Below are 24,199 nucleotides of genomic sequence, written 5' to 3' on the forward strand. Positions count from 1 at the left end.
AAAATTTTATTTTAATAAATTGTACTGTTTTTGCCAATATAGGCACAAAACATACCACAGATTTGTTTTATTATATTATCGAATAAAAAAATCATTTATTCTCCTAATTGATAAACATATTCTTCGATGGCCGCTTGCCGCGCATTGGCAAAGTCGGTTTCCGTCCCAATTTTCACAAAGCCACACTTCTCCAAAACCCTTTGCGAACCGTAATTGTCAAAAGCTACGCGGCCATACATCGGCCTGCTGGTTTCTATTTCCAAAAATGCCTGCAAAGCAGCCGTCGCGATTCCTTTTCCCCAACATTTTCGGTCGAGCCAATAAGTAATTTGTGCCTCGCCCATGCTCTCATATTTGCCCACGCTGCCCGCGATGGCTCTACCAACTTTAATCGTGCGTACCTGAATGCTGGGGTCGAGCAACAATTTTTCCCATTTTTCGAGATAAGCAGCTTTGTTGTTGGGGTCTTGGGACGTGAACGCCGCCAAATAGCAGGCTTCGGGGTCGCGCTGAAATTCAAAGAAATAACGTAAGTCCTTTTTTTGGGTCGGTGTTAGCGTAATTTTTGGCATTGATGTATTTAATTTTTGGGATTAAAATCTACGTAAAATTAAAATTTTAGGCTTACGCACCGCACTATTTTGCACAAAAAAACAAACCCTTATAGCTTTTCGGGGTCTATAAGGGTTCGGATATAAATGAATCAATACAATGGTTATTCTACCACTTTGCGCATTTCGGCGATAATGCCCGCCCAGCTTTCGGCAGAATGTGCGGCGCGAGCCTCGTCGTAGTTGGTTTGGGTAATGGTAAGCAATGTTCCGTCAGGATGTGGGGCTACCGCGTAGCTAACGAGTAAATAATTTTCGGGCAAGTCGGGCATATTACTCCAATTGCTCAAATAACTGTATTTCAGGCTTTTTTCGTGCGTGTATTCCAACACCGTGCCTTTGTCTTGGTAGGCTTGTCCTTCCCATTCGCCCGAAAAAACAACAGGACTTCCCACTTGCCAAGTGCTTTGTAGATTTGTGCCAAAAAAATATTGTTTCACCAATTCGGGTTGGGTCAGAGCCGCCCAAACTTTGCTTACGTCGGCTTTGAGTACCGCCTCATAACTTACAGGAAAATGCGTTTGCATACGTTTTCAAATCTTTATGTTGAACTAATGGGCAGCAAGTTAGCGGTGCGGCGGCGGTTACGGATTGCGTTTTCTGGATTTTTTTAGGTTCATGGGCGTAAGTCCAAACTTTTTCTTAAACGCATTATTGAAATGCTGCGGCGTGGCATAACCCAAACGTTCGGCAATATCAGCGGCAAAATATTGACTGTCAATTATTTGATGATAGGCCCATTGCAAACGCTGCTGTGTCAGGTAGCCGAAAAGCGTATTGCCGAAAGTCTCCTTAAAACCTCGTTTGAGTTTGTATTCGTTCAGGCCGACTTGCTTAGACACTTCCGACAAATTGGGTGGCTCGTGAAGGCGTTGGTTAATGAAATCGCGGGCAGCTATTATTTTTTCTTTGTCGGTTTTACTACGCAAAAAAGCCTCATCTTGGGTGGCGCGGTACTCCGCTTGGGCGCAAGCCTCCACAGACATCACCAACAAATCTAAGGCTTTGGACAATAAAAAATGCTCCTCAATTTGTCCCGTAAAACCCTCGTGCAGAATCTCTTGCAATGTCTGCTGAATGGGTGTATCTATCGCGCCCCAATGTTCCGTAAGAATTACGCTTTGGCCTGCGGCTACTTTTTCGCAAAATATTTTGAGTGCGTCCGTGCCGTGTTGGGCGTAGCGCAAAAAGGCTTCTTTCGTGAAATTCACGCCAAACGTTTCGATTTCGAGGGTTTTGTTATAAACTTCCAACTCAAATTCGGGCGAGTACATGAGGTTGTGATGGCCGCCAATCAAATCGTAAGTTTTGCCCAACTGCTTGTGCGTGAATCGGTAATCGCCGCGCGTACCAAAATGCAACTGTACCCAGTCTTGCATGGAACTACGCGCCGATACGCTTTCGTGGCGGTCGGTGCGCGAAAGGCCGTAGCCAATCAGTAGCCCGTCTGGGTGTTGCCAAATGGTGCTTTCCGACTGTCCATTCCCAAAAGGGCGCGTAATGGTTTGTTTCATTTTTTCGGCAAAATATTCTGATACAATATTTCTCTAAAATATACAAAAAACACCATTCAGGAAATGCCCCAAATGGTGTTTTTATTTTATACAATTTTATTCACTTTAAGATTAAATATCAAATTTAATTCCTTGAGCCAAAGGCAATTGAGTGCTATAATTGATGGTATTGGTTTGGCGACGCATATACGCTTTCCAAGCATCAGAGCCAGACTCGCGGCCTCCGCCAGTTTCTTTTTCGCCACCAAATGCGCCACCGATTTCCGCCCCCGACGTGCCAATATTGACGTTAGCAATACCGCAATCCGAACCCCAATGCGTCAAAAACGCTTCCGTTTCGCGCATATTGGTCGAGAAAATCGAAGAAGACAAGCCTTGTTTCACGCCGTTTTGCAACGCGATGGCTTCTTCTACGCCACCCGTGTAGCGGATAAGATAAAGAATCGGCGCGAAGGTTTCTTCTTGCACCATTTCGTAATGATTTTGGGCTTCCACTATGGCAGGGCGCACGTAAGTACCTGATTCAAAACCTTCTCCACTTACCAAAGAGCCGCCAGTTAGCAACTTGCCGCCTTCTTTTTGTACGTGTTCGAGGGCGTTGGTAAAGGCTTTTACAGCGTCTTTGTCAATCAATGGCCCAACAAGCGTCCCTTCTTTGAGCGGGTTGCCGATTGGCAATTGTTCGTAGATTTTAACCAAACGATTTTTGATTTCCTCGTATTGGCTTTCGTGTACGATGATGCGGCGCGTGGTCGTGCAACGTTGGCCAGCCGTACCCACCGCGCCAAACACGATAGCTCTTACGGCCATCTCAAGGTCTGCGTTTGGTGTTACGATAATGGCATTGTTACCGCCCAATTCCAACAAGGCTTTGCCTAAGCGCGCGCCAACGGCTGCGCCTACTTTTTTGCCCATACGTGTAGAACCTGTGGCCGAAACCAACGGAACGCGCACGTCGTTAGACATCAACTCGCCGATTTGTGCATCGCCAATGATGAGGCTGAACACACCTTCTGGCAAGTTATTTTCTTTCAAAACACTGGAAATAATATGTTGGCAAGCCACAGCCGTAAGCGGTGTTTTTTCGGATGGTTTCCAAATGCACACATCGCCACACACGGCGGCAAGCATTGAGTTCCAAGACCATACGGCCACTGGGAAGTTAAACGCCGAGATGATGCCCACGATGCCCAACGGATGATATTGTTCGTACATGCGGTGTTCTGGACGCTCCGAGTGCATAGTCAGGCCGTACATTTGGCGCGACAGCCCTACGGCAAAATCGCAGATGTCCACCATTTCTTGTACTTCGCCCAAGCCTTCTTGGTAAATTTTGCCCATTTCGTAGCTCACCAATTTGCCCAAAGGCTCTTTGTATTGGCGCAAACGGTCTCCGATTTGGCGCACGATTTCCCCACGCTTCGGCGCAGGAACTCGTTGCCATACGGCAAATGCTTTTTGAGCAGTTTGTACTACGGTTTCGTAATCGGCAGCAGTGGCCATCTGTACGGCAGCAATCAGTTTGCCATCAGCAGGCGAGTAAATTTCTTTGGTGTTCGGATTGCCCAAGCCGCCCCATTCGAGGCCAGTGCTATACGCAGGGTTTAATTCCTTGATACCCAACTGTTGGAGTACCTCACTAATTTGGGTGTTGGTTGCGGTAGATTGCATATTGGTAAAAACAAATTTTTAATTGTTATGGCTATTGCCACCCAAAATGAATGGCCGAATAGCTTTGCAAAAGTACAAAAATTACGGAGCAAAGACAGTTGTCCGAAAAATAAGATTTGCCAAGGCCATTCCCTAAAGTCATTTTAAACAAAAAGAGGATAAAATCTACATTTTACCCTCTCCTATTATATTATTCAAATATTGTTCTGATGCTTAACCTGCTTGCATTTTCAGGAATTTATAGAGCAAACGCACGCCTACGCCGCTTCCGTTGCGGCCTCTGTAATTCCATTCGCCAGTTTCCAAGAAAGCCGAACCCGCAATATCAAAATGAAGCCAAGGGTATTCTGTAAAATGTTTCAGGAACATACCCGCAGTAATAGCACCTGCGCTGTCGCCACCAATATTTTTGAGGTCGGCCACCGTGGATTGAATAATTTCGTCGTATTCCTCCCACATCGGAAATTCTACCAAGCGTTCGTACACGTCAAAACCTGCCTCCGAAATTTGGGTTTTCACCTCAGCACCAGCCGTTCCCATATACACAATGCCTTCTTTGCCAATGGCACGGGCAGCTGCGCCCGTCAGCGTGGCCATATCCAACACCAATTCGGGTTCGTAACGTTTGGCATAGCTCAGGGCATCAGCCAAAATGAGGCGACCTTCCGCGTCGGTATTTAACACTTCTACGGTCGTGCCGTCGTGCATCGTAATCACGTCGCCAGGTGTAATGGCGTTGCCGTCTGGACGGTTTTCGGTGGCTGGAATCAAGACAATTACATGCAAAGGCAACTTGTTTTTGGCCACCGCATACAGCGCACCCAACACAGCCGCCGCGCCAGCCATATCCGACTTCATGCAGTCCATCGAATTGGTCGTAGGCTTTAGGCTAAGTCCGCCCGTATCATACACAACACCTTTGCCCACAAGCACATACGGTTTAGTATTTACGGGTTTTTCGTGTTTGTATTCCAAAATATTGAACGTCGGAGGGTTTGGGCTACCTGCATTTACCCCCAACAAACCGCCCATTTTTAGGCTCTTGATTTTGGTTTTATTCAAAACTTCCACATCAAAACCCGCCTCTTTGCCCAACTCTTCCATTTCTTTACTGAACTGCTCGGCTGTCAGGTAAATAACTGGTTCATTGACAAGGTCGCGCGTGATAAAAACAGCCTCAATCAGATTTTCCAACTCTTCCACCACACCTTTTACAAGGCCTGTTCCATGCAACCAAATATTATGCAGCACCTTACTGGATTTGTCGGATTTGTATTTCAAAAACTCATAGCTACTCAACGCCAAACCTTCCGCCAAAGCCAACACATCTTCTGGTTTCCCTAATTCTGTGGTAAGTTCAATGTTACGAACAGGTTCACTTTTCAAAATCTTAGAAAGTTCGTAGCCTTTTTTGCGGAAATACTCCTTGCGTTGCGGCAAATCTGTTTGTGGACTATCCAACAAAAAATACAAGGTACGGTCGTAAAGATTCACGGTTGTAAGCGGCATTTCGCGCTTAATTCGCTGCTGTAAATATTCGCGTGCGGCACCTTCTGGCAAAAATTTCGACAAATCCGTTTGGCTATTGACAATAATGGCGGTATCTCTTTCGCCCGAAAGTTGCTTTAAATGTTTGATTTTTAAGTTCATATCTATTCTAAAAAATAATACTATCAAAATGAATATTTTCAAATTTAGCAGAAATAGACTACAAAGCAATATTAACATTCCGTAACAATTCAGCGCAAATAAGCCCACAAACCCCAAGCGAATCTAATATTTTAGCCTATATTTGCCATAGTCTTATTAACATTTGCCCTACTATTTTGCTCAAAACACACCATGAAAACAAAATCTTCAACAAACAACAACACACAGACCTACGAAATCCCAACACAACCCCTTCCTTTAGCGTATCCCTCTATGGATATTTTTAGCGAAAGGATAAATTATATTTTGTGTTACCGATTTTATTTTGCACTATACGGCAATATTCCGTGTACCATTCACATTTATGATTTGGATACCAACAAGGCCGAAAAAGCGTGGATAGAGCAACATTTTGCGGACGTGAAAGCCAAATATTTCCGAAAAGATTATGTCCGAAAAGACAATAAATTTGAATACGACGATGTTTTTTTTGTGTTAAAAAATGACATTATCATAGACTTTGATTACAGTAACAGAGGCATAATCCTGATGTTTCCGTCTGCGCAAGAAGCCGCCGCGCAAGCAATGGCCGACGAATTTAAAACGTTCATGCGCAAAGAAAAAAAGGCGGCAAGGCAAATTTATCTGATTGTACAAGGTGATTATGGGCTAAATCTTCGGGCATTGGACAATAAAATCCCGAAAATGCTTGTTACGGAAAATTACAACGACGACCTGACGGCATTGCACCCATTAGTTTTGGAAAAGTTACGAAAAAAGAGTGAAAATGGCCTTTTCTTGTTCTACGGCGCACCTGGCACAGGCAAATCAACGTACATTCGTTATTTGGTAGGAAAAGTCAATAACAAAAAAGTGATATTTCTTTCGCCACGCATTGCTGGCAATTTGGATTCGCCATCGTTCACGGAGCTGCTCTTGGACAACCCCGAAAGTGTGATTGTGATAGAAGATGCAGAAAGTCTGTTGGTGTCCAGAGACGAAAATCGTACTTCTGATTTGTCGGTGTTGCTCAACCTCACCGACGGCATTTTAGGTACGAATTTGGGCATACAATTTATTTGCACTTTCAATACCCAAATCACGAACATAGATGCCGCGCTTTTGCGCAAAGGCCGACTAACGGCAGCCTACGAGTTTAAGCCGTTGGCTACCGAAAAAGCAAATGTATTGCTGGAAAAAATTGGCGTAAAAGACAGAAAAGTAAGCGAACCAACCACGTTGGCCGACATCTATAACATTGAGGAACAGGAATTTGGCTTTGCCAGCAAGGCGCGTTCCGTGATTGGTTTCAGATAATTTTTGCCTATGACATCATACAAAAAAGGCTTTGTAGGGTTTTGGCTAATGTTTTTGTTTGGGCAAATAAGTTTTGCGCAAAACATGGCGTTGGATTCGCTGGTGCGCCTACGTGCCGACTCACTCTTTAGGGTTTGGCGCGACTCCGTACAACAAGCCAATACACCAAAAATACAAAACACTGCCCCAAAAACGTTCAAGTATAGCCTTGCCTTAGACGGCAACTTTTCCGAAGGAAATGTACAACGCATTTTGTTCATTACACGTGCCGAACTTTCTTGGAAAAACAAAATAATGGACATTACAACACATCCGCGTTTTGTGTATGGCAAACAAAATGGCGATTTGGCGGAACGAGACGGCTTCACAGACCTGTATGTCAATGTGTTGCACCAAAAAAAAGTATATGGTTTTGGGTTGGGGACTGCCGAAAACAGCCGCCTACGCGATATTAATTCGAGGATAATGGGCGGTGCGGGTATTGGCTTTCATTTGCTGCGCACCGACCGAAATACGTTTTCTGTTACCAACGGAATTGTGTATGAGACTACGCATTTCAAGGAAAGAGCCGATGTAGAAACTTTTCGTAATTCTCTCAGAATAAAAGGATTACATAAAATAGGAAGTGGGAAATTCAGGTTTAAACACCTTAGTTTCTTTCAACCTTCGTTGCAATACGCCCAAAATTTGCGTTGGAGTACGCAGATGAGTTTGGAAATCTTGCTACACAAGCAACTGGCGTTCCGCACTTCCTTTGAAAATTACTATGAAAGCGTAATAGAAACAGGCCGCCAACGAAACGATTTGCGTTGGAGTGTGGGCTTGAGTTTCTTTTCTTTATAATATCTTAGTAACAAATTACTTTCACCAAAAAATACAAAATACTAATTCTCTTTCAGCTATGATAACCGACAAACAATTAGCACATTTTTTGGTCTATGTCTATGTGTGCATCGCCAAATCTGACTTCCATTTGGTGGACGAAGAAGTAAGCATGATCGTAAGCAAGCTCAAAAAACACGAAAAGTACAAACATCTGGATACGGAAAGCATACTACAAGAAGCACTCGCCGAACACGCCAGCCACACGGAAGACGAGATGTTTCGGCACATTAGTCATTACACCCAAAAAATATGCCATACGGAAGCCGACAAGCAGCTATTAATCACTGATTTAGAAGATATTGTAGAGGCCGACGGCGTGGTAAAAGATTTGGAAATGACCATGTACCGCCGCATCAAACAGATTTTAGCTTAGAGCCTGATGCGTCATTATTTTTATACGTTGAGTTGGGCGGTATTGTGCTTTGTGAGCAGTTGCCAATCCAAGAAAAATACAAAAGAAACGTTGCCGCCCCAAAAAGCATTTTATCACTGGAAATCAAATTTGCAGTGGCAAAAATCCGATAGCCTTTTCTTAGAAAAATTAAAAGTACAGAAACTTTATATCCGTTACTTTGATGTGGTTTGGGATGCGGCACGCGCAAAAGCCATCCCAACCGCAAAAGTACAAATGGCACATCAACCAAGCGACAGTATTAACTGTATTCCAGTGGTTTATATTACAGTAGAAGCCATTCGCAACACGCCCGACGAGGCTCAAGCCGCCGCGTTAGGTCAGAAAATCGCGGATAAAATACTGGCCATGCACCAACGCCCGCATCTTACGGAAATACAAATAGACTGCGACTGGACGGCCTCCACCCAAAAACGTTATTTTGCTTTGCTCCGAGCCGTGCGCAAGCAACTTTCGCCCAAAATACAACTTTCGGCAACAGTGCGTTTGCACCAAGTCAAATTTTATGAAAAACAAGGCGTACCGCCCACCGACCGCGCCCTTATCATGTGTTACAACATGGCTTCGCCTGCGGCTATTGCCACCAAAAATTCAATTTTTGACAAAGAATTATGCGAGAATTATTTGCAGAATTTGGAAGAATATCCCTTGCCAACGGATTTTGCATTGCCGCTTTTTAGTTGGGGCGTGGTATTCCGACAAAAGCATTTTGCAGGGCTTATCAATCAGCTTTCAGATGAAGAACTTTCTGAAAATAAAGCATTTACAAAAAAAGAAGATAATTGGTTTGAAGCCAAAGAAGCGGTTTTTGTGCGAGGCATCGCCGTACAAGCCCAAGACCGCATTCGCGCCGATGCCGTAAACTTAGCGGATTTGTATGCTTTCGAGGATTTTCTTAAAACTAAAATAAATACCAATCTGTACACACTCAGTTTGTATCACTACGCGCCCGAAGTGCTAAGCGGGTTTCCGCCTGATTCTTTACAAAAAATATGGCGATAGCAGGCACACGCGCATAAATTTTCGGGGCTTTCGTATATCTTTGTTTGAAGTAACAACGTTAAAGGAGCAAAACAATCTTTTTGCGGCCTTCATACAACCCGAAATATATGCCATCTAATTTACATAAATTACTGATAACAAAGGCTTTACTACTATCCATTTTGAGTGCCAATGCCCAAATTGGCGGCAGTTCGGCATTTAATTTTTTGGAAATGTCGCCGTCGGCGCGTGTGGCGGCACAGGGTGGCCAAAACGTTTCGTTAGTGGATGCCGATGCCAATTTGTTTCTGTCGAACCCAGCCACACTCAACGCCGAAATGCACCAGCATTTGGGGCTGAATTATGCCAATTATTATGCAGGCATCAACAGTACTACGCTGTCGTATGCGCATAAGTTGGACAAACTAAACGGCATGATTGGGGCTGGTTTTCAGTATGTTAATTATGGCAAAATGGACGGCTACGACGCAGGCGGCAACACCACCGAAAGCGTTTCGGCGGCTGACTACGCTTTTACAGTGGGCTACGCCAACACGCAAGGGCCGTTTACGTTTGGTAACGCACTCAAACTGGCGGGTTCGCGGCTGGACACTTACAAATCAAGTGCTTTGTTACTGGATTTGGGGGCGGTTTTTAATCACCCGACGCGCGATTTTAATGTAGGGCTTTCCGTGCGCAATGCGGGTTTTGTGATGAGTCGCTACGATGCCAACTCCCCAACGCCGCGCCTGCCGCTCAACGTGCAATTGGGCGCAAGTTACAAGCTCGAACACATGCCACTGCGTTTTTCGCTCACGGCGCACAACCTCCAAAAACTGGACGTGGTCTATCTTGACCCCGCCAACACCAAGCAACTTGACGAAAACGGCAACCCAATTGCCAAGAAAAAAACCGTTGGCGACAAAATAGCGCGACATTTTGTGGTAGGTGGCGAATTTATTCTAACACAAGGTTTTAACCTTCGTTTTGGATATAACCACTTGGCACGCAGAGAGATGAAGCTGGAAAACAAACGCGGTTCGACTGGTTTTTCGTGGGGTTTTATGCTCAAAGTTAAATCTCTGACTTTCTCGTACAGCCGCGCTTCGTACTCGGCCAATGGCGGAACAGGTTATATTTCGGTGGTGGCAGACATGAACCGTTGGTTCAAGAAAAAAGCTACTGCACCCGAAAATCCAGCGGCTTTGTAAACCCAAACGCTATTTATCAATTTCATTTCCAACCACCCCAACCTCTATTTTTACCATGACCGAAGCTGTACTTCATTTTGTGTGGCAACACCAATATTTTAGCAAAAATAATTTACAAACCACTGATGGGCAAGCTATTACGATTTTGCGTACTGGCCAATACAACACGCACGCTGGCGCGGATTTTACGGCGGCTTTCGTGCGAATCGGGGAAGTGGATTGGGTTGGAAGCGTAGAAATTCATAAAAAAAGTTCGGACTGGGATGCACACGCCCACACGCAAGACGCACGCTATAACAATGTAATTCTGCACGTAGTCTGGCAACACGACCGCGAAGTTTTGCGCCCCGACGGAAGCCCAATTCCGACGCTGGTACTTTCGGAAATAGTTGATAATAAATGGCTAAAGCGTTGCGAAAATTTTATTCAACAAGAAAACGACCCGATTCCCTGCGCCGCACAAATCGGGCAAGTGTCGAGCCTCCACCAAATGGCCATGTTTGACCGCGCCTTGGCCGAACGCCTCGAACAAAAAGCCGCCCGCGTGCTGGAATGGTTTGAGCAAAATGGCCGCGACTGGGAAGAAACAACCTACTGGCTTTTGATGCAAAACATGGGTTTCAAAACCAACGCCGAGCCGATGCTTTCGCTGGCGCAGCAGTTGCCGTTGCGCTGTTTGCAGAAGCACCGCGACCAACTTTTGAGCCTCGAAGCCATGCTTTTTGGCATTGGTGGCTGGATAAAAGAGCCAAGCAACGATTTGTATATCTGTCAGTTACAAAAAGAATACAGCTTTTTGGCACACAAATACACGCTCAACGGCAAAGAACTTAGCCCAAGTCAATGGAAACTTTTGCGTATGCGTCCCGCCAATTTCCCGACCGTAAGACTGGCGCAAATGGCTGCGATTTTGCACTGCAATCCGCATTTGTTTTCGCTGTTGTTGGAGTGCACGACGGTGGCCGAACTCAAAGCCTTTTTGCGTGTGCCGATGTCGGAATATTGGACAAAACATTATTTACCCGAAAAAGAAAGCAGCCAAAAAGTAGCGCAATTGGGCGATGAAAGTTTGAATAATATTATCATTAACACTGCTGTTCCGTTGCTGGTGGCTTATGGCCAACACTTGCAGCAACAACGCTGGAAAGAAAAGGCTATCAGTTGGTTAGAGACACTTTATGCCGAAAAAAATAAAATAACGGATATTTGGAAAAATTTGGGGCTGACCATGCGCACAGCCGCCGACGCGCAAGCGGGCATAGCACTTTATCAATATTTTTGCGAGAAAAAACAATGCCTACACTGTCAAATCGGAACGGCATTGTTACGACCCCAAAATAATGCTTAACGTACTTTTGCAACTATTTCGTATAATATTTGTTAAGGGTGATAATCTGTTAAAATTAGCACAAAAACGCACTACGCGAAACACGTATGAAAATCGGAATAGTTTGTTACCCTACTTTTGGGGGCAGTGGCGTGGTGGCTACTGAATTGGGCAAAGCACTGGCCAAAGAGGGACACGAAATACATTTTATCACTTACACGCAACCTTATCGCCTCGATTTTTTTAGCGAAAATATTTACTACCACGAAGTGGACATGGTAAGTTATCCGCTGTTTCAATATCCGCCTTACGAGTTGGCACTGGCCAGCAAAATGGTGAACGTGGTCAAATACGAAAAACTGGATTTGTTACATGTGCATTATGCCATCCCGCACGCTTCGGCGGCTTACATGGCGCGTCAGATTTTGCGTTCGCAAGGCATTGATATTCCGTTCATTACCACGCTACACGGTACTGATATTACGCTTGTTGGACAAAATTCGTCTTACGAGCCTGTGGTTACGTTTAGCATCAACGAATCGGACGGCGTGACGGCGGTTTCGGCGGATTTGCGACAAGACACGTACAAACATTTTGATATTCGCCGCGAAATTGAAGTAATCCCCAACTTTATTGATTTACAGCGATTTAAGAAACAGAAAAAAGAACATTTCAAGAAAGCGATTTGTCCGCGAGATGAAAAGCTGATTGTACATACGTCTAATTTTAGGAAAGTAAAACGTATAGAAGATGTTGTGCAAGTGTTCAAAGGCATACGCGAGGTGATGCCCGCCAAGCTGCTTTTGGTCGGCGATGGCCCTGAGCGTGAGCGTATTGAGATGTTGAGCCGCGAACTGCTGGTGTGTGATGATGTGCGCTTTTTGGGCAAATTGGATGCCGTAGAAGAAGTGTTATCAGTAGCGGATTTGTTTATTATGCCTTCGCAGCAAGAAAGTTTCGGATTGGCGGCCTTGGAAGCGATGGCTTGCGAAGTGCCTGTAATTTCCAGTAACGCGGGCGGTTTGCCAGAACTGAACGTACAAGGCAAAACGGGTTTTATGAGCGATGTGGGCGATGTGGACGACATGACGCGCAATGCCTTATTTATTTTGCAAGAAGAAAATTTGCCTATCTTTAAGGCCAATGCCTTAGCACGCGCCAAAGAATTTGAACTTTCGAATATTTTGCCGCTGTATGAGCGTTATTATGAAAAAATAATAGAAAAACACAAAAATCAACAAGTTTTAATCTAAAACAATATGCACCCAAACGCCCAATTAATTCAGAAATTTTATACTTGTTTTCAACAAAAAGACTTTGCGGGAATGCAAGCCTGCTACCACCCAAACGCAACGTTTGAAGACCCCGCTTTTGGCAAACTCAATGCCGCGCAAGCCAAAGCCATGTGGCAAATGCTCATTAGCTCGGCCAAACGCCTTGACGTGACGTTCTCGGGCATTGAAGCCGACGATACGCAAGGCCGTTGCCACTGGGAAGCCGACTACGATTTTTCGAGAACTGGCCGCAAAGTACACAATGTTATTGAAGCAAAATTCAAGTTTAAAGACGGATTAATCCTTGAACATCAGGATAGTTTTGATGTTTGGCGTTGGTCGGGACAAGCCTTGGGGCTTTCGGGAAAATTGTTAGGTTGGTCGCCATTGATTAAAAATAAAATCAGGCAGACGGCCACACTAAATCTGGCCAAGTTTATGCAGAAATAATAAAAATTCAGGTAGATACACACCGCTGTGCGTATCTACTTTTTATTTATGTTACTGCGCCGAAAGTTTGCCGAGCAATAGTACAAAAGCCATACCCGCCACCCAACTCGAAGCAATCAGATTCCAAGTGCGGGCATTGACGCGCAGCAGTTGCACCACCAAGCCACTGAGCAGCATCATGGCCAAAACAATCAGCAATTGGCCAAGCTCCAGCCCGATATTAAACGCCAATAATTTGAGTACAATCTCCTCGTTTGGCAACAACAAACTACGCAAATAATTAGAAAAACCTAAGCCATGAATAAGGCCAAAACCCAAGCCCATTAGGTAGCGAAATACGACGGCAAATACATCTTTTTTAGGTTTTCCAAAAGTGTTTTGCGGAGGTTTTACAGCCCAATTAGAAACCGCCGTAACGATAATCGTAACGGGAATGAGTTGCTCGATGAGCTGCGCGGAAAATGGCACAAGTCCGAACACAGCCAACGCCAACGTAAGCGAATGCCCCACCGTAAAAGCCGTAATCAAACCCAATACTTTGCGCCAGTCTGGCCATAAGTAAATGGCACACAGTGCCATGACAAACAAAATGTGGTCGTAGCCGTTCCAGTCGGTAATGTGCTCAAAACCTAAGGTAAGATAGATTTGAAATTCGGACATAACAGATAAACAAGGAAAGTAAATGAAAACGTTTGCGTGTAGTATCGTCCAGTTGATTTTGAAAAATAAGGAATTTTCGCGGACAAAAACAATACGCAAACGAATTATTTACCAACGGCTTTTTTTAAGGCAAATATCAACCTTTAAAATCATATTTATCCGTTCCAATAATTGAAATTTGAACCTAACTATTTTAAAATATTAATAGTAAAATAGTTATCAGTAACCAAATGCCTATTCGCGTAATATTCTGACGAAAATACGGCGTTGGTGTTTGAAAAAATTTAACAAAAACAATTGCTCCCACAACAAGGTCAAGCATTAAAGCTCCTGACAATAAAAGATTTGCCCTCGGCCATGACTGCAAGGTAAAAAGCGCACCAACGACAGAGACGGCCAAAGCCTTTCCGATAAAAATCGCTCCTAAAATTTGCATTCCTGAAATATCACGGTACGATTCTTTGCTAAAAATGCCACTGAACTTGATGTTATTCAGATACAAAAATCCCATTGGGCTATAAAACAACGCAAGTGTACCAAGCAAGATAGTAGTAAGAAAAGCTCCACCTGGGACAGATATAGATTTAAGATACGCGCTCAAAATCGCCAAAGAGAGTAATATAATTTCTGATTTTCTCATAAAATGAAGTAGCAATACAGTTTGTTTAATATGAATGAATAACACTTTTAGAATATAAAACACAAGGCCGTCTTATTAGCATTTTTTGTATTTAACATTCTTTTTGCAAAAGTAAAAATTAAAATGAAATATGGAGATTTCTTATCGCCCGAACTTAAAAACAATAAGGTTTAATCACATTTTTATCTTTTTTATAAAAAAATTTCACTTGATTGTTTCGGGAAAAGACCACGTTTGCAAATGCGTTTTTATGGTATTTTACAAATATTTCACCCCACAAAAACAATTCAGCAAAAGCCCACAAAGGACAAATTTTATATGCCGCGTTTGCAAGTATGTAAGATTAAAACCTAAATTAGCGGCTGCAAACCCAATATTTAATTCATTCATACAATTAACCCCCAATAACAATGAGCTTAATCGAAAGCATTGTTGCACGTCAGATTTTCGACTCTCGCGGCAACCCTACAGTAGAAGTAGATGTTCGTACTGAAAACGGTTTTGTTGGCCGTGCGGCTGTTCCGTCAGGAGCTTCTACGGGTACGCACGAGGCTGTTGAGCTTCGCGACGATGACAAAGCCAATTACATGGGCAAAAGCGTGTTGAAGGCTGTATCGAACGTAAATGACATCATCGCCAAAGAATTGGTGGGTGCGTCTGTATTCGAACAAAACGCCATCGACCGCCACATGATTAGCCTTGACGGTACACCAAACAAAGGCAAATTGGGCGCAAACGCAATTTTGGGTGTTTCATTAGCTTTGGCAAAAGCGGCTGCACAAGAAGCAGGCGTTCCTTTGTTCCGCTACGTGGGCGGCGTAAACGCTAACACTTTGCCTGTGCCAATGATGAACATCTTAAACGGCGGCAGCCACGCAGACAATTCAATTGACTTCCAAGAATTTATGATTATGCCTACTGGCGCAGCATCGTTCACGGAAGCCATGAAAGTAGGTTCTGAAATTTTCCATAACCTAAAGTCTGTATTGAAAAAACAAGGCTATTCGACCAACGTAGGAGACGAAGGCGGCTTTGCTCCGAACATCAAATCAAACGAAGAGGCTATCGAAATCGTGTTGAAATCTATTGAAGTGGCAGGCTATCGCCCAGGCGAAGACGTATTCATTGCGATGGACGCGGCTACTTCGGAGTTCTACGACGCTTCTACAGGTTTGTACCATTTCAAAAAATCTTCTGGTCAAAAACTTAGCTCAGAAGAAATGGCGCACTACTGGGCAGAATGGACTAAAAAATATCCAATCCTTTCTATCGAAGACGGCATGGCCGAAGACGATTGGGCTGGTTGGAAAAAACTTACTGAATTAGTAGGCGACAAAGTTCAATTGGTGGGTGATGACTTGTTCGTAACAAACGTAACGCGTTTGCAAGAAGGTATCGAAAAAGACATCGCTAACGCTATTTTGGTGAAAGTAAACCAAATCGGTTCTTTGACTGAGACGATTGATGCCGTAAACTTGGCGCACCGCAATTCGTACAAGTCTATCATGTCGCACCGTAGCGGCGAGACAGAAGACAACACCATCGCTGACTTGGCCGTAGCCCTTAACTGCGGACAAATCAAAACTGGTTCGGCTTCTCGCTCAGACCGTATGGCCAAATACAACCAATTGTTGCGCATTGAGCAAGAATTAGGCAAAACAGCTTATTACCCTGGCCGCAAATTCTAATATCCTTATTTTCAGACAAATAAGAGCAAAAAGGTGCTGTTTTTGAAAAAAACAGCACCTTTTTGCTCTTTGCTATTTTATAAAAACAAAGAAAATACACGCGACAAATAACGGTTTTTTCTAACTTTGATGCCTATATTAACAAAAAAATACATTATAGCAGTATAAAGTATTGCTTTTATACAAAGCAAAAATTATATTTAACCATGAAAAAAATAGCAATTGGTGGAGACCACGCAGGGTTTGATTACAAGAAACTTATTATCAGCAAATTAACAACGGCAGGTTATGAAGTTAAAGATTTTGGGGCATACAGCACCGACTCTGTGGACTACCCAGACTATGCGCACCCGCTGGCTTTGGGAGTAGAATCAGGCGAATTTGAAGTAGGAATTTTGGTATGTGGCAGCGGTAACGGCGTTGCTATTACGGCCAACAAACATCAGGGCGTGCGTGCGGCTCTTTGCTGGACTCCCGAAATTTCGGCTTTGGCTCGCCAACACAACAACGCCAATGTATTGTGCCTTCCCGCGCGTTTTATTTCGCAGGCCGAAGCGTGGCAAATCGTTAATACGTTTTTGAATACAGATTTTGAGGGCGGTCGCCACGAAAATCGCGTCAACAAGATTGCCTGCAAATAAACCATTGATTTTATACACACAAAGCGTTTGGCTGTGCGGCAGTCAAACGCTTTGTTTTTTTAAGAAAAGCCATGCAAATAAAAGTGTGCGGAATGCGCGAGGCCGACAATATTAAAAATGTCGCTAATATTCAATATATCAGCTACTTAGGGTTTATTTTTTATCCTAAATCTTCGCGATACGTGGGAGCGGATTGGCCTAAAGAAACCCTCGTTTCTGTGCCAAATGCTGTTCAGAAAGTTGGTGTTTTTGTAAATGAAAGCACAGAAAATGTCATAAGCATTTTACAGAAATACTGCCTAAACATTGCACAACTACACGGTGAGGAAACGCCTGCACAATGCGACCAAATACGTGCCGCAGGTTTTGGCGTTTGGAAGGCTTTTTCGCTGGACAACAACTTTGATTTTGAGCAATTAGCAGCCTACGCGCCACACGTGGACTGTTTCGTATTCGATGCCAAAGGTGCTCATTACGGCGGAAATGGCCATACTTTCGACTGGCAGGTATTGAAAAAATATAAGCTCAATACGCCTTTTTTGCTTAGTGGCGGCCTAAATCCCGACAATTTCGGGCAAGCGGTAACACAAGCCGCAACCTTGCCGCAAATGGTTGGTCTCGACCTCAACAGCGGTTTTGAACACTCCCCTGCCCTCAAAAACACTGAAGCATTGGCGGCTGCTTTCACTACATTTTCAGGCCAATAAGCATCATATCGTCGGTTTGTGCGACTGCACCTTTCCAAAGGTGCAATTCTTGTTGTATGGCCGTAAACTGCTGCAACATGGAAGAATAAGCATTCGTAACAATCACTCTTTTCAGGTTCTCACTCCCTAATTTTCGGCGTTCGATTTGGCCTATTTGCTCCACAAGGCCATCTGTAAACATATAAAATTGATCGTCTTTTCGATAATTTATTTTAATAGATTCAAATTCTTTTTCTTTATAAAAAGAAAATTCACCCAAAGGATATTTTGAGCCTTTTATTTCTTCCAAAATACCATCACTTATCCAAAATAAATTACTACCAGCCCCTGCAAAATGTAGGCAATTTCCATCTATAACTAATAAAGATAGCTTAATTCCTTCTGCAATAACTCCTTGCGTGTTGGGATTTAAAATTTGGCGCAATTTTGCATCTACTTTTTGTAAAATATCTTCGGGAAGATATGCCGTACATTCATTTATTACTTCATTAAACAATGAGACACCAACCATCGTTAGCAATGCGCCAGACATCCCGTTGCCAGTACAATTACCTACCGCCATTATTTTTGTATCTCCTTGTTTATGAAACCAATAAAAGTCGCCTGTTACAATTTCTTTAGGGCGATTTATCACAAAAGCATCTGCAAACTCTTTAGCTAAAACATCTTTTGATAGCAAAAAAGTATCTTGAACGCGCTTGGCGGCCTTGATGTTGTCCATGATATTTTGGTTACGCATATCAATTAATTTTTTCTGCTGATCAACTACTGATTTTTGCTCCGATAATGTATCATTTATCGCCGAAATTTCTTCCATTTGTTGCCTTATTTCCTCTTCAGCAGCTTGCAATTCTTCTATATTTGTTTTGAGTTCTTCTTGCGTTTCAATCAAAGCACTATTAGTGTAAACTAATTCAATATTTTTGGCTTTAATTTGCTCAAAATATTCTTTTATTTTGTTAGTTGCTGGCCGAAAAATAAAATAAGCTTCGAGCATCAAAACGATAAGTGTAACCAACATCAACTCAGTTTCTAATATTTCCAGTGTATGGATTCGCTCTTTGGCCTCTTGGTCGTATCGGAAAGTAATAGTGTCCATTTTTTGCAAAAATTCAGACTCATGCGCCAAAATAATGCGGGTTTGCTGTTTGATTTGTGGCGTGTCTGCCAATATCAGAATATTTTGAGCCGCGTCGGACATGGCCACAAAATGCGGCTGTATTTGCGCAAACATCTGCCGAATCGTGTCAGAGTTATGCCCTGCGGGAATGCGCAAACTGATATCCCCGTGCAGCAAACCCAAATGCGACTTGCGCCACAGAGTCAAGGTTTGTTCTAACTCCTCGTGCCTTTGCTGGTAATCTTTAAAATTCTCGGATTGTTGCAAAAGCAGCACTGTTTTTGTCAACTTTTGACTGAGCATTCGTTGGCGGCCAGAAATATTGATGATGCGAGAGTCTGCTGCGTCTTTTTTGAGCATATAGCGTACAATTACTTGACTGCAAACCGTCATGATACCAACCAACGACAATGCTATAATGTAAGCGATGCGCAATCTTTGGGCAGGGTGTTCTTCGTTGTGTGGCATATTACAAAGAATTAGTGGTTAGAAATATAGCCGAAAAATTATTTTTAAATATAATACAAAATGAGGTGAAATACAGCTTCCAAAACCATATTTCACCTCATTTTGTTAATAAAATTTTCAAAAAATGAAAATTACTTTTTTTATATGGATTACATTTTCAAGCAAACAAGCATAATATCATCTGTTTAAGTATGCCGCCTCCTATGCTTATAACTCCTGAAGTCTGAAAAGTGAGAGTATTCATTTGCTTCAAAAAAATTCTATTAGCTTAAATCTCTCCTTCGGTGAAATATGCGTGTATTTAGCTTAACAATCGCTTTTTATTACCTTTGCGCTCAATACCTTTTCAAATAACTCGTATGCACAAAATAAACTTTTTGAGAAATGTAGGGCTTACCGTGCTCTGCGCCTTTCCTTTTTTACTGAAAGCCCAATCATTAACCGAAACAGAAGCAAATAACTTAGACAACCTCATTACAGCCGAACGCAAGACCGCCACAGCCAAACAAAACTTTGCGGCTTCCCCGTTTACGGCCAATTACGATTTGAAATATCATCGCCTCGAATGGAATGTTAATCCGAGCGTGTATTACATCAGTGGCGCGATTACTTCGCATTTTGTCCCCAAATCAAATGGCTTTTCCGAAATTAATTTTGATATGGAAGCGTCGCTGGAAGTTGATTCTATTCTGTACCATGGCCAACCAATCACGGACTATACAGAAATGGAAGGCGACAGACTAAACATTGCCTTCGCAGACACGCTGCCCGCCAATACCCTAGATTCTATCACAGTCTATTATCATGGAGAGCCCACAAGCACGGGCTTTGGTTCGTTTATCAAAGATTCGCACAATGGCACACCTGTGATCTGGACGCTTTCTGAGCCCTATGGCGCAAAGGAATGGTGGCCTTGCAAACAAAGTCTCAACGACAAAATAGACTCCATTGACATTTGGGTAACTACACCGTCCATTTATCGGGTGGCGGCCAATGGCTTGCTGGTAGATAGCATCGCAGCCAACGCCCATACTACTTATCACTGGAAACATAAATATCCAATTGCGGCCTATTTGGTGGCTTTCGCTGTAACCAATTACAGCAGCTATACAGACCCTGTGCCGTTGGGTACGGACACCATGCCTATGCTCAACTATGTTTATCCAGAGAATATGAATACAGCCAAAACAGGAACAGCCGCATTGGTACCTGTTATTCAGCTTTATTCGCAGCTTTTTGGCACATATCCATTTCATAAAGAAAAATACGGGCACGCTCAATTTGGTTGGGGTGGCGGCATGGAACACCAGACCATGAGTTTTGTGGTAAATTATGCCTTTGACTTGCTGGCGCATGAGTTGGCGCACCAGTGGTTTGGCGACAAAGTAACGTGCGGCTCTTGGGCAGAAATTTGGCTTAACGAAGGTTTTGCCACTTACTGTACGGGGATTGCGATGGAAAAACTAAGAGGTGCATCGGCTTGGAATAGCTGGAAAAACGCCACACGTAATAGTGCCCTTTCTCAAACTGGCTCTGTATTTGTGGACGATACAACCAGCGTGGACAGGGTTTTCAGCAGCACGCTTTCTTACAACAAAGGTGCGATGGTACTACATATGTTACGTTGGAAAATGGGCGATACTGCCTTTTTTAATGGATTGAATAATTATGCCAACGATACGGCTCTGGCTTATAAATATGCCCATACCTCTCAACTTCAGGCACATTTGGAAGCAACCAGCGGTCAAGACCTCACCGAATTTATCAATGATTGGGTGTATGGCAGAGGTTTTCCGCGTTATAACCTGCATTATCACCAAAGCCCTGATAGTGTGTTGCATATTACTTTAGGCCAAACGACCACTGCTCCAACTTCCGTAGATTTCTTTGAAATGCCCGTACCTGTGCGCGTAAGAGGTGCTGGCAATAAAGATACGATTGTGGTACTGAATCATACCCAAAACAATCAGCAATTCGACGTAACCATTCCGTTTGCGGTAACGGGTATTACTTTCGACCCCGACAGATGGTTGTTGTACGGCAACGCAAGTATCACGGCAGCCAAACCGCAACTTTCGGATAAGCTCGTACACTTGTACCCAAATCCTGCGCAAAATCAGGTGATTGTAGCCACTACCGATCAAGCTCCAATCCAGCGTATCCAAATCAAAGACATGACAGGCCGCACGCATTTGGTAGCAGAAGGTTTTGCCCAAACACAGCAAACACTTTCGCTCAACCGTTTGGCTACGGGTCTTTATCTCATTGAAATACAAACCAATAAAGGTTTTATTAGTAAGAAGTTGATAAAAGAGTAAGGTTATTTTAACATCCTAAATTGAAAAAAATGGCTACCCTTTCTATATCAGGGTAGCCATTTTTTTTGCACCTATTTGTATTTTTAGTAGATGTAAATTTGCATAGCATAATATTTGTGGAGTATTTTTGCCATATTTAGCAATAAATATATCAAGTAGCATATCCAAAAGCATCTAACGCGTGAATACACCAAATCCACTCATCAAAGCACTCATTTCCGAAGACAATTTGCTCAACAGCTACTTGTTGGCGCAAATGCTTAGGCGTTGGAATATTGCCGCAGATATGGCCACTACTGGCCACGAAACCATTAGCAAAGCGACCCAAACTACTTACGATATTATTTTCTTAGATTTACAATTACCTGATATGCAAGGCTTTGAAATTGCAAAATATATCAGACAACAATACAGCTTCTCGGCCAATACACCCATTGCTCTCACCACAGCAACACTCAATTTGGAGGAGCAAATACAGGCACAAGGCATTGATGCTTACCTGACCAAACCATTTTCGTTGGAAGATGTGGCCAACGTACTCACCCAATTGTTAGGCAAAACGTTTAGCACAGAGTCGGAGGCGCAAGCCTTATTGACCAAGTCCTACGAAACCATAGACTTGACTTATTTGCGCAAACTCTCCAACGAAAATATAGCCTTTATCCGTAGCATGGCCACAGCCTTTTGTAACCAATCGCCTTTGTTTTTGGAGCAGCTCGCAGAAGCTGCCGATACTGCCGACTGGGAAACATTGCGCAGCGTTGCCCACAAAATGAAATCTACCGTCAGCATGATGGGAATGTCGGAAGCCGATAAGCTGCTGAACATAATGGAAGATTCAGAAAATGAATATGTTACTCCAAATGAAGCTAAACAACAAGTCGAACAATTGGAGCGTATTTGTCAAGAAGCATTTGTGGAACTGGCCGACTGGCGTAACGATTAAATAAAATCCCCGCCTTCTGCATGCATTTGCAAAAGACGAGGACTATTTATTATATACTAATAATCAATTATTTAGCACTGTAATTTGGAGCTTCACGCACGATTTGAATATCGTGTGGGTGGCTTTCACGGACACCAGCCGCCGTAATTTTCACAAATTTAGCTTTTTGTAATTGGGCAATATCTGGCGCACCGCAATAACCCATACCCGCTTTCAGGCCACCTGTAAGCTGGTACAAAACCTCTGCCACACGGCCTTTGAATGGTACACGGCCTACAATGCCTTCGGGTACGAGTTTCTTTATATCATCTTCAGCATCTTGGAAATAACGGTCTTTTGAGCCATCTTCCATTGCTTCCAACGAACCCATTCCCCTGTAAGTCTTGAACTTACGGCCTTCGTAAATCATCATTTCGCCAGGGGCTTCTTCCGTACCTGCAAGCATCGAGCCAATCATAATACTGTCTGCACCTGCGGCAATGGCCTTAACAATGTCGCCCGAAAAACGAATACCACCGTCGGCTATAATGGGAACACCCATGCCCGCTACGGCTTTAGCTGCTTCGTACACCGCCGAGAGTTGTGGCATACCCACCCCTGCAATTACGCGTGTAGTACAAATACTGCCTGGCCCGACCCCAACTTTGATCGCGTCTGCACCCGCTTCGGCAAGGGCTTTTGCGGCCTCACCTGTGGCAATATTGCCGACAATCATTTCAAGGTCTGGGAACGTAGCTTTGGCTTTTTTGAGTGCATCAATTACGCCTTTGGAATGGCCGTGCGCCGTGTCGATACTTACCACATCCACACCTGCTTTGCGCAAAGCGGCAATGCGATCAAGAAAATCAGGCGTAACGCCAACGGCAGCCCCTACGCGCAAACGTCCAAACGAATCTTTGCAGGCGTTGGGGTGATTTTTGCGTTTCAAGATGTCTTTGTAAGTAACCAACCCGATAAGATTGAAATTAGCATCTACGATAGGGAGCTTTTCAATTTTGTATTCTTGCAAAATATCTTCGGCTTCTTGGAGGCTAATCCCTTGATGTCCAGTAACCAAATTTTCTTTGGTCATTACTTCTACCACAGGGCGAGCCGAATTTTTTTCAAAACGCAAGTCGCGATTGGTAAGAATACCTAACAGTTTGTGTGTGGCACTGACCACAGGAATGCCGCCAATGCGAAATTCGCGCATCATGCGCTGCGCCTCGCCAATTGTAGCGGATTCGGAAAGCGTTACGGGGTCAATAATCATTCCACTTTCCGAGCGTTTCACTTTGCGCACCTGCTCGGCTTGCTGCTCAATGCTCATGTTTTTGTGAATGAAACCAATGCCACCTTCTTGTGCCATTGCGATAGCTAACTCGTATTCCGTAACCGTATCCATTGCCGCCGAAACAAGCGGAATGTTGATGCTAATGTTGCGCGTTAGCTTTGTTACGGTCTTTGTGTCGCGGGGTAAAACTTCGGAATAAGCGGGGAGCAAAAGCACATCATCATAAGTGAGTGCTTCGAACAAAAATTTAGCTGAATCTAAGCTCATGGCAAATAAAAGTTAGGGTTCTTTATTTGCCACGCAAACCTACAGCGATTTTTCTAATAACTCAAACCTTTTTTTGAAAAAATTGAAAAACAATTGTTTATCGCAAAGCGAAACGGTGTAAGAAATCTCTTTATTTTAACCAAAATCAAAGCCAAAACATTGCCACAC

22 protein-coding genes are annotated in these 24,199 nt (G+C 43.5%); 13 read left to right on the forward strand and 9 right to left on the reverse strand.

What is annotated here, in order from left to right; genetic code table 11:
• Positions 1-95 precede the first annotated feature (95 nt).
• The 5 genes from BM090_RS04320 to BM090_RS04340 form a co-directional block, all read right to left on the reverse strand.
• Positions 96-572, reverse strand: a complete 477-nt coding sequence (locus tag BM090_RS04320; RefSeq protein WP_091508093.1) for a GNAT family N-acetyltransferase — start codon at positions 570-572, stop codon at positions 96-98.
• A 143-nt stretch (positions 573-715) separates the two neighbouring features.
• A complete protein-coding gene (locus BM090_RS04325; protein ID WP_091508095.1) occupies positions 716-1,138 on the reverse strand; it encodes an SRPBCC family protein in 423 nt (140 codons plus the stop codon).
• 57 nt (positions 1,139-1,195) lie between these two features.
• On the reverse strand, positions 1,196-2,125 hold the full coding sequence (locus BM090_RS04330; protein ID WP_091508098.1) for a helix-turn-helix domain-containing protein: 930 nt from the start codon (positions 2,123-2,125) through the stop codon (positions 1,196-1,198).
• A gap of 111 nt (positions 2,126-2,236) precedes the next feature.
• Complete coding sequence (gene amaB, locus BM090_RS04335; protein ID WP_091508102.1) at positions 2,237-3,796, reverse strand: L-piperidine-6-carboxylate dehydrogenase; 1,560 nt, start codon at positions 3,794-3,796, stop codon at positions 2,237-2,239.
• A 213-nt stretch (positions 3,797-4,009) separates the two neighbouring features.
• Positions 4,010-5,446, reverse strand: a complete 1,437-nt coding sequence (locus BM090_RS04340) for a leucyl aminopeptidase family protein (protein WP_091508105.1) — start codon at positions 5,444-5,446, stop codon at positions 4,010-4,012.
• Positions 5,447-5,638: 192 nt separating this feature from the next.
• Between BM090_RS04340 and BM090_RS04345 the strand changes: the two genes are divergently transcribed.
• From BM090_RS04345 to BM090_RS04380, 8 genes are all read left to right on the forward strand, one after another.
• The gene (locus BM090_RS04345) at positions 5,639-6,763 is read left to right on the forward strand and encodes an AAA family ATPase (protein WP_091508107.1); all 1,125 of its coding nucleotides are present in this window, start codon (positions 5,639-5,641) and stop codon (positions 6,761-6,763) included.
• A 9-nt stretch (positions 6,764-6,772) separates the two neighbouring features.
• On the forward strand, positions 6,773-7,606 hold the full coding sequence (locus tag BM090_RS04350; protein WP_091508110.1) for a DUF481 domain-containing protein: 834 nt from the start codon (positions 6,773-6,775) through the stop codon (positions 7,604-7,606).
• Positions 7,607-7,664: 58 nt separating this feature from the next.
• Positions 7,665-8,021, forward strand: a complete 357-nt coding sequence (locus tag BM090_RS04355) for a TerB family tellurite resistance protein (RefSeq protein ID WP_091508113.1) — start codon at positions 7,665-7,667, stop codon at positions 8,019-8,021.
• A 6-nt stretch (positions 8,022-8,027) separates the two neighbouring features.
• Positions 8,028-9,062, forward strand: a complete 1,035-nt coding sequence (locus BM090_RS04360) for a hypothetical protein (RefSeq protein ID WP_091508117.1) — start codon at positions 8,028-8,030, stop codon at positions 9,060-9,062.
• 107 nt (positions 9,063-9,169) lie between these two features.
• Positions 9,170-10,252, forward strand: a complete 1,083-nt coding sequence (porQ, locus tag BM090_RS04365; protein WP_143083863.1) for a type IX secretion system protein PorQ — start codon at positions 9,170-9,172, stop codon at positions 10,250-10,252.
• Positions 10,253-10,307: 55 nt separating this feature from the next.
• Positions 10,308-11,600 carry a DUF2851 family protein gene (locus tag BM090_RS04370; RefSeq protein ID WP_091508126.1) on the forward strand — a complete coding sequence of 431 codons (1,293 nt, stop codon included), beginning with the start codon at positions 10,308-10,310 and terminating at the stop codon, positions 11,598-11,600.
• A gap of 86 nt (positions 11,601-11,686) precedes the next feature.
• A complete protein-coding gene (bshA, locus tag BM090_RS04375) occupies positions 11,687-12,832 on the forward strand; it encodes an N-acetyl-alpha-D-glucosaminyl L-malate synthase BshA (protein WP_091508130.1) in 1,146 nt (381 codons plus the stop codon).
• Positions 12,833-12,838: 6 nt separating this feature from the next.
• Positions 12,839-13,303, forward strand: a complete 465-nt coding sequence (locus tag BM090_RS04380) for a nuclear transport factor 2 family protein (protein ID WP_091508133.1) — start codon at positions 12,839-12,841, stop codon at positions 13,301-13,303.
• A gap of 51 nt (positions 13,304-13,354) precedes the next feature.
• On the opposite strand, the gene BM090_RS04385 is transcribed toward BM090_RS04380, so the two are convergent.
• Together BM090_RS04385 and BM090_RS04390 are read right to left on the reverse strand one after the other, a co-directional pair.
• A complete protein-coding gene (locus BM090_RS04385; RefSeq protein ID WP_091508139.1) occupies positions 13,355-13,963 on the reverse strand; it encodes a HupE/UreJ family protein in 609 nt (202 codons plus the stop codon).
• Between the two features lie 193 nt (positions 13,964-14,156).
• Entirely contained in the window at positions 14,157-14,603 is a 447-nt protein-coding gene (locus BM090_RS04390) for a hypothetical protein (RefSeq protein WP_091508142.1), read from the reverse strand.
• Between the two features lie 410 nt (positions 14,604-15,013).
• Here BM090_RS04390 and eno point away from each other — a divergent pair, with 410 nt between their 5' ends.
• The 3 genes from eno to BM090_RS04405 all read left to right on the forward strand — a co-directional run bounded on the left by eno (position 15,014) and on the right by BM090_RS04405 (position 17,639).
• On the forward strand, positions 15,014-16,291 hold the full coding sequence (gene eno, locus BM090_RS04395; protein WP_091508144.1) for a phosphopyruvate hydratase: 1,278 nt from the start codon (positions 15,014-15,016) through the stop codon (positions 16,289-16,291).
• Positions 16,292-16,497: 206 nt separating this feature from the next.
• Positions 16,498-16,932, forward strand: coding sequence for a ribose 5-phosphate isomerase B (gene rpiB, locus BM090_RS04400; RefSeq protein WP_091508148.1), 435 nt, complete (start codon positions 16,498-16,500; stop codon positions 16,930-16,932).
• A 71-nt stretch (positions 16,933-17,003) separates the two neighbouring features.
• Complete coding sequence (locus BM090_RS04405; RefSeq protein WP_091508151.1) at positions 17,004-17,639, forward strand: phosphoribosylanthranilate isomerase; 636 nt, start codon at positions 17,004-17,006, stop codon at positions 17,637-17,639.
• On the opposite strand, the gene BM090_RS04410 is transcribed toward BM090_RS04405, so the two are convergent.
• Complete coding sequence (locus tag BM090_RS04410; protein ID WP_091508154.1) at positions 17,620-19,227, reverse strand: SpoIIE family protein phosphatase; 1,608 nt, start codon at positions 19,225-19,227, stop codon at positions 17,620-17,622. The two genes, BM090_RS04405 and BM090_RS04410, sit on opposite strands and share 20 nt — an antisense overlap.
• A gap of 359 nt (positions 19,228-19,586) precedes the next feature.
• Here BM090_RS04410 and BM090_RS04415 point away from each other — a divergent pair, with 359 nt between their 5' ends.
• Complete coding sequence (locus tag BM090_RS04415; protein ID WP_091508157.1) at positions 19,587-21,545, forward strand: M1 family metallopeptidase; 1,959 nt, start codon at positions 19,587-19,589, stop codon at positions 21,543-21,545.
• Positions 21,546-21,726: 181 nt separating this feature from the next.
• Positions 21,727-22,491 (forward strand): response regulator, encoded by a 765-nt coding sequence (locus tag BM090_RS04420; RefSeq protein WP_091508160.1) that lies wholly within the window; start codon positions 21,727-21,729, stop codon positions 22,489-22,491.
• A gap of 67 nt (positions 22,492-22,558) precedes the next feature.
• Here the strand turns inward: BM090_RS04420 and guaB are convergent, their stop codons facing one another.
• Positions 22,559-24,031, reverse strand: coding sequence for an IMP dehydrogenase (gene guaB, locus BM090_RS04425; RefSeq protein WP_091508163.1), 1,473 nt, complete (start codon positions 24,029-24,031; stop codon positions 22,559-22,561).
• Positions 24,032-24,199: the final 168 nt, after the last annotated feature.

The sequence above is a fragment of the Flexibacter flexilis DSM 6793 genome (assembly GCF_900112255.1).
Taxonomy (GTDB): domain Bacteria; phylum Bacteroidota; class Bacteroidia; order Cytophagales; family Flexibacteraceae; genus Flexibacter; species Flexibacter flexilis.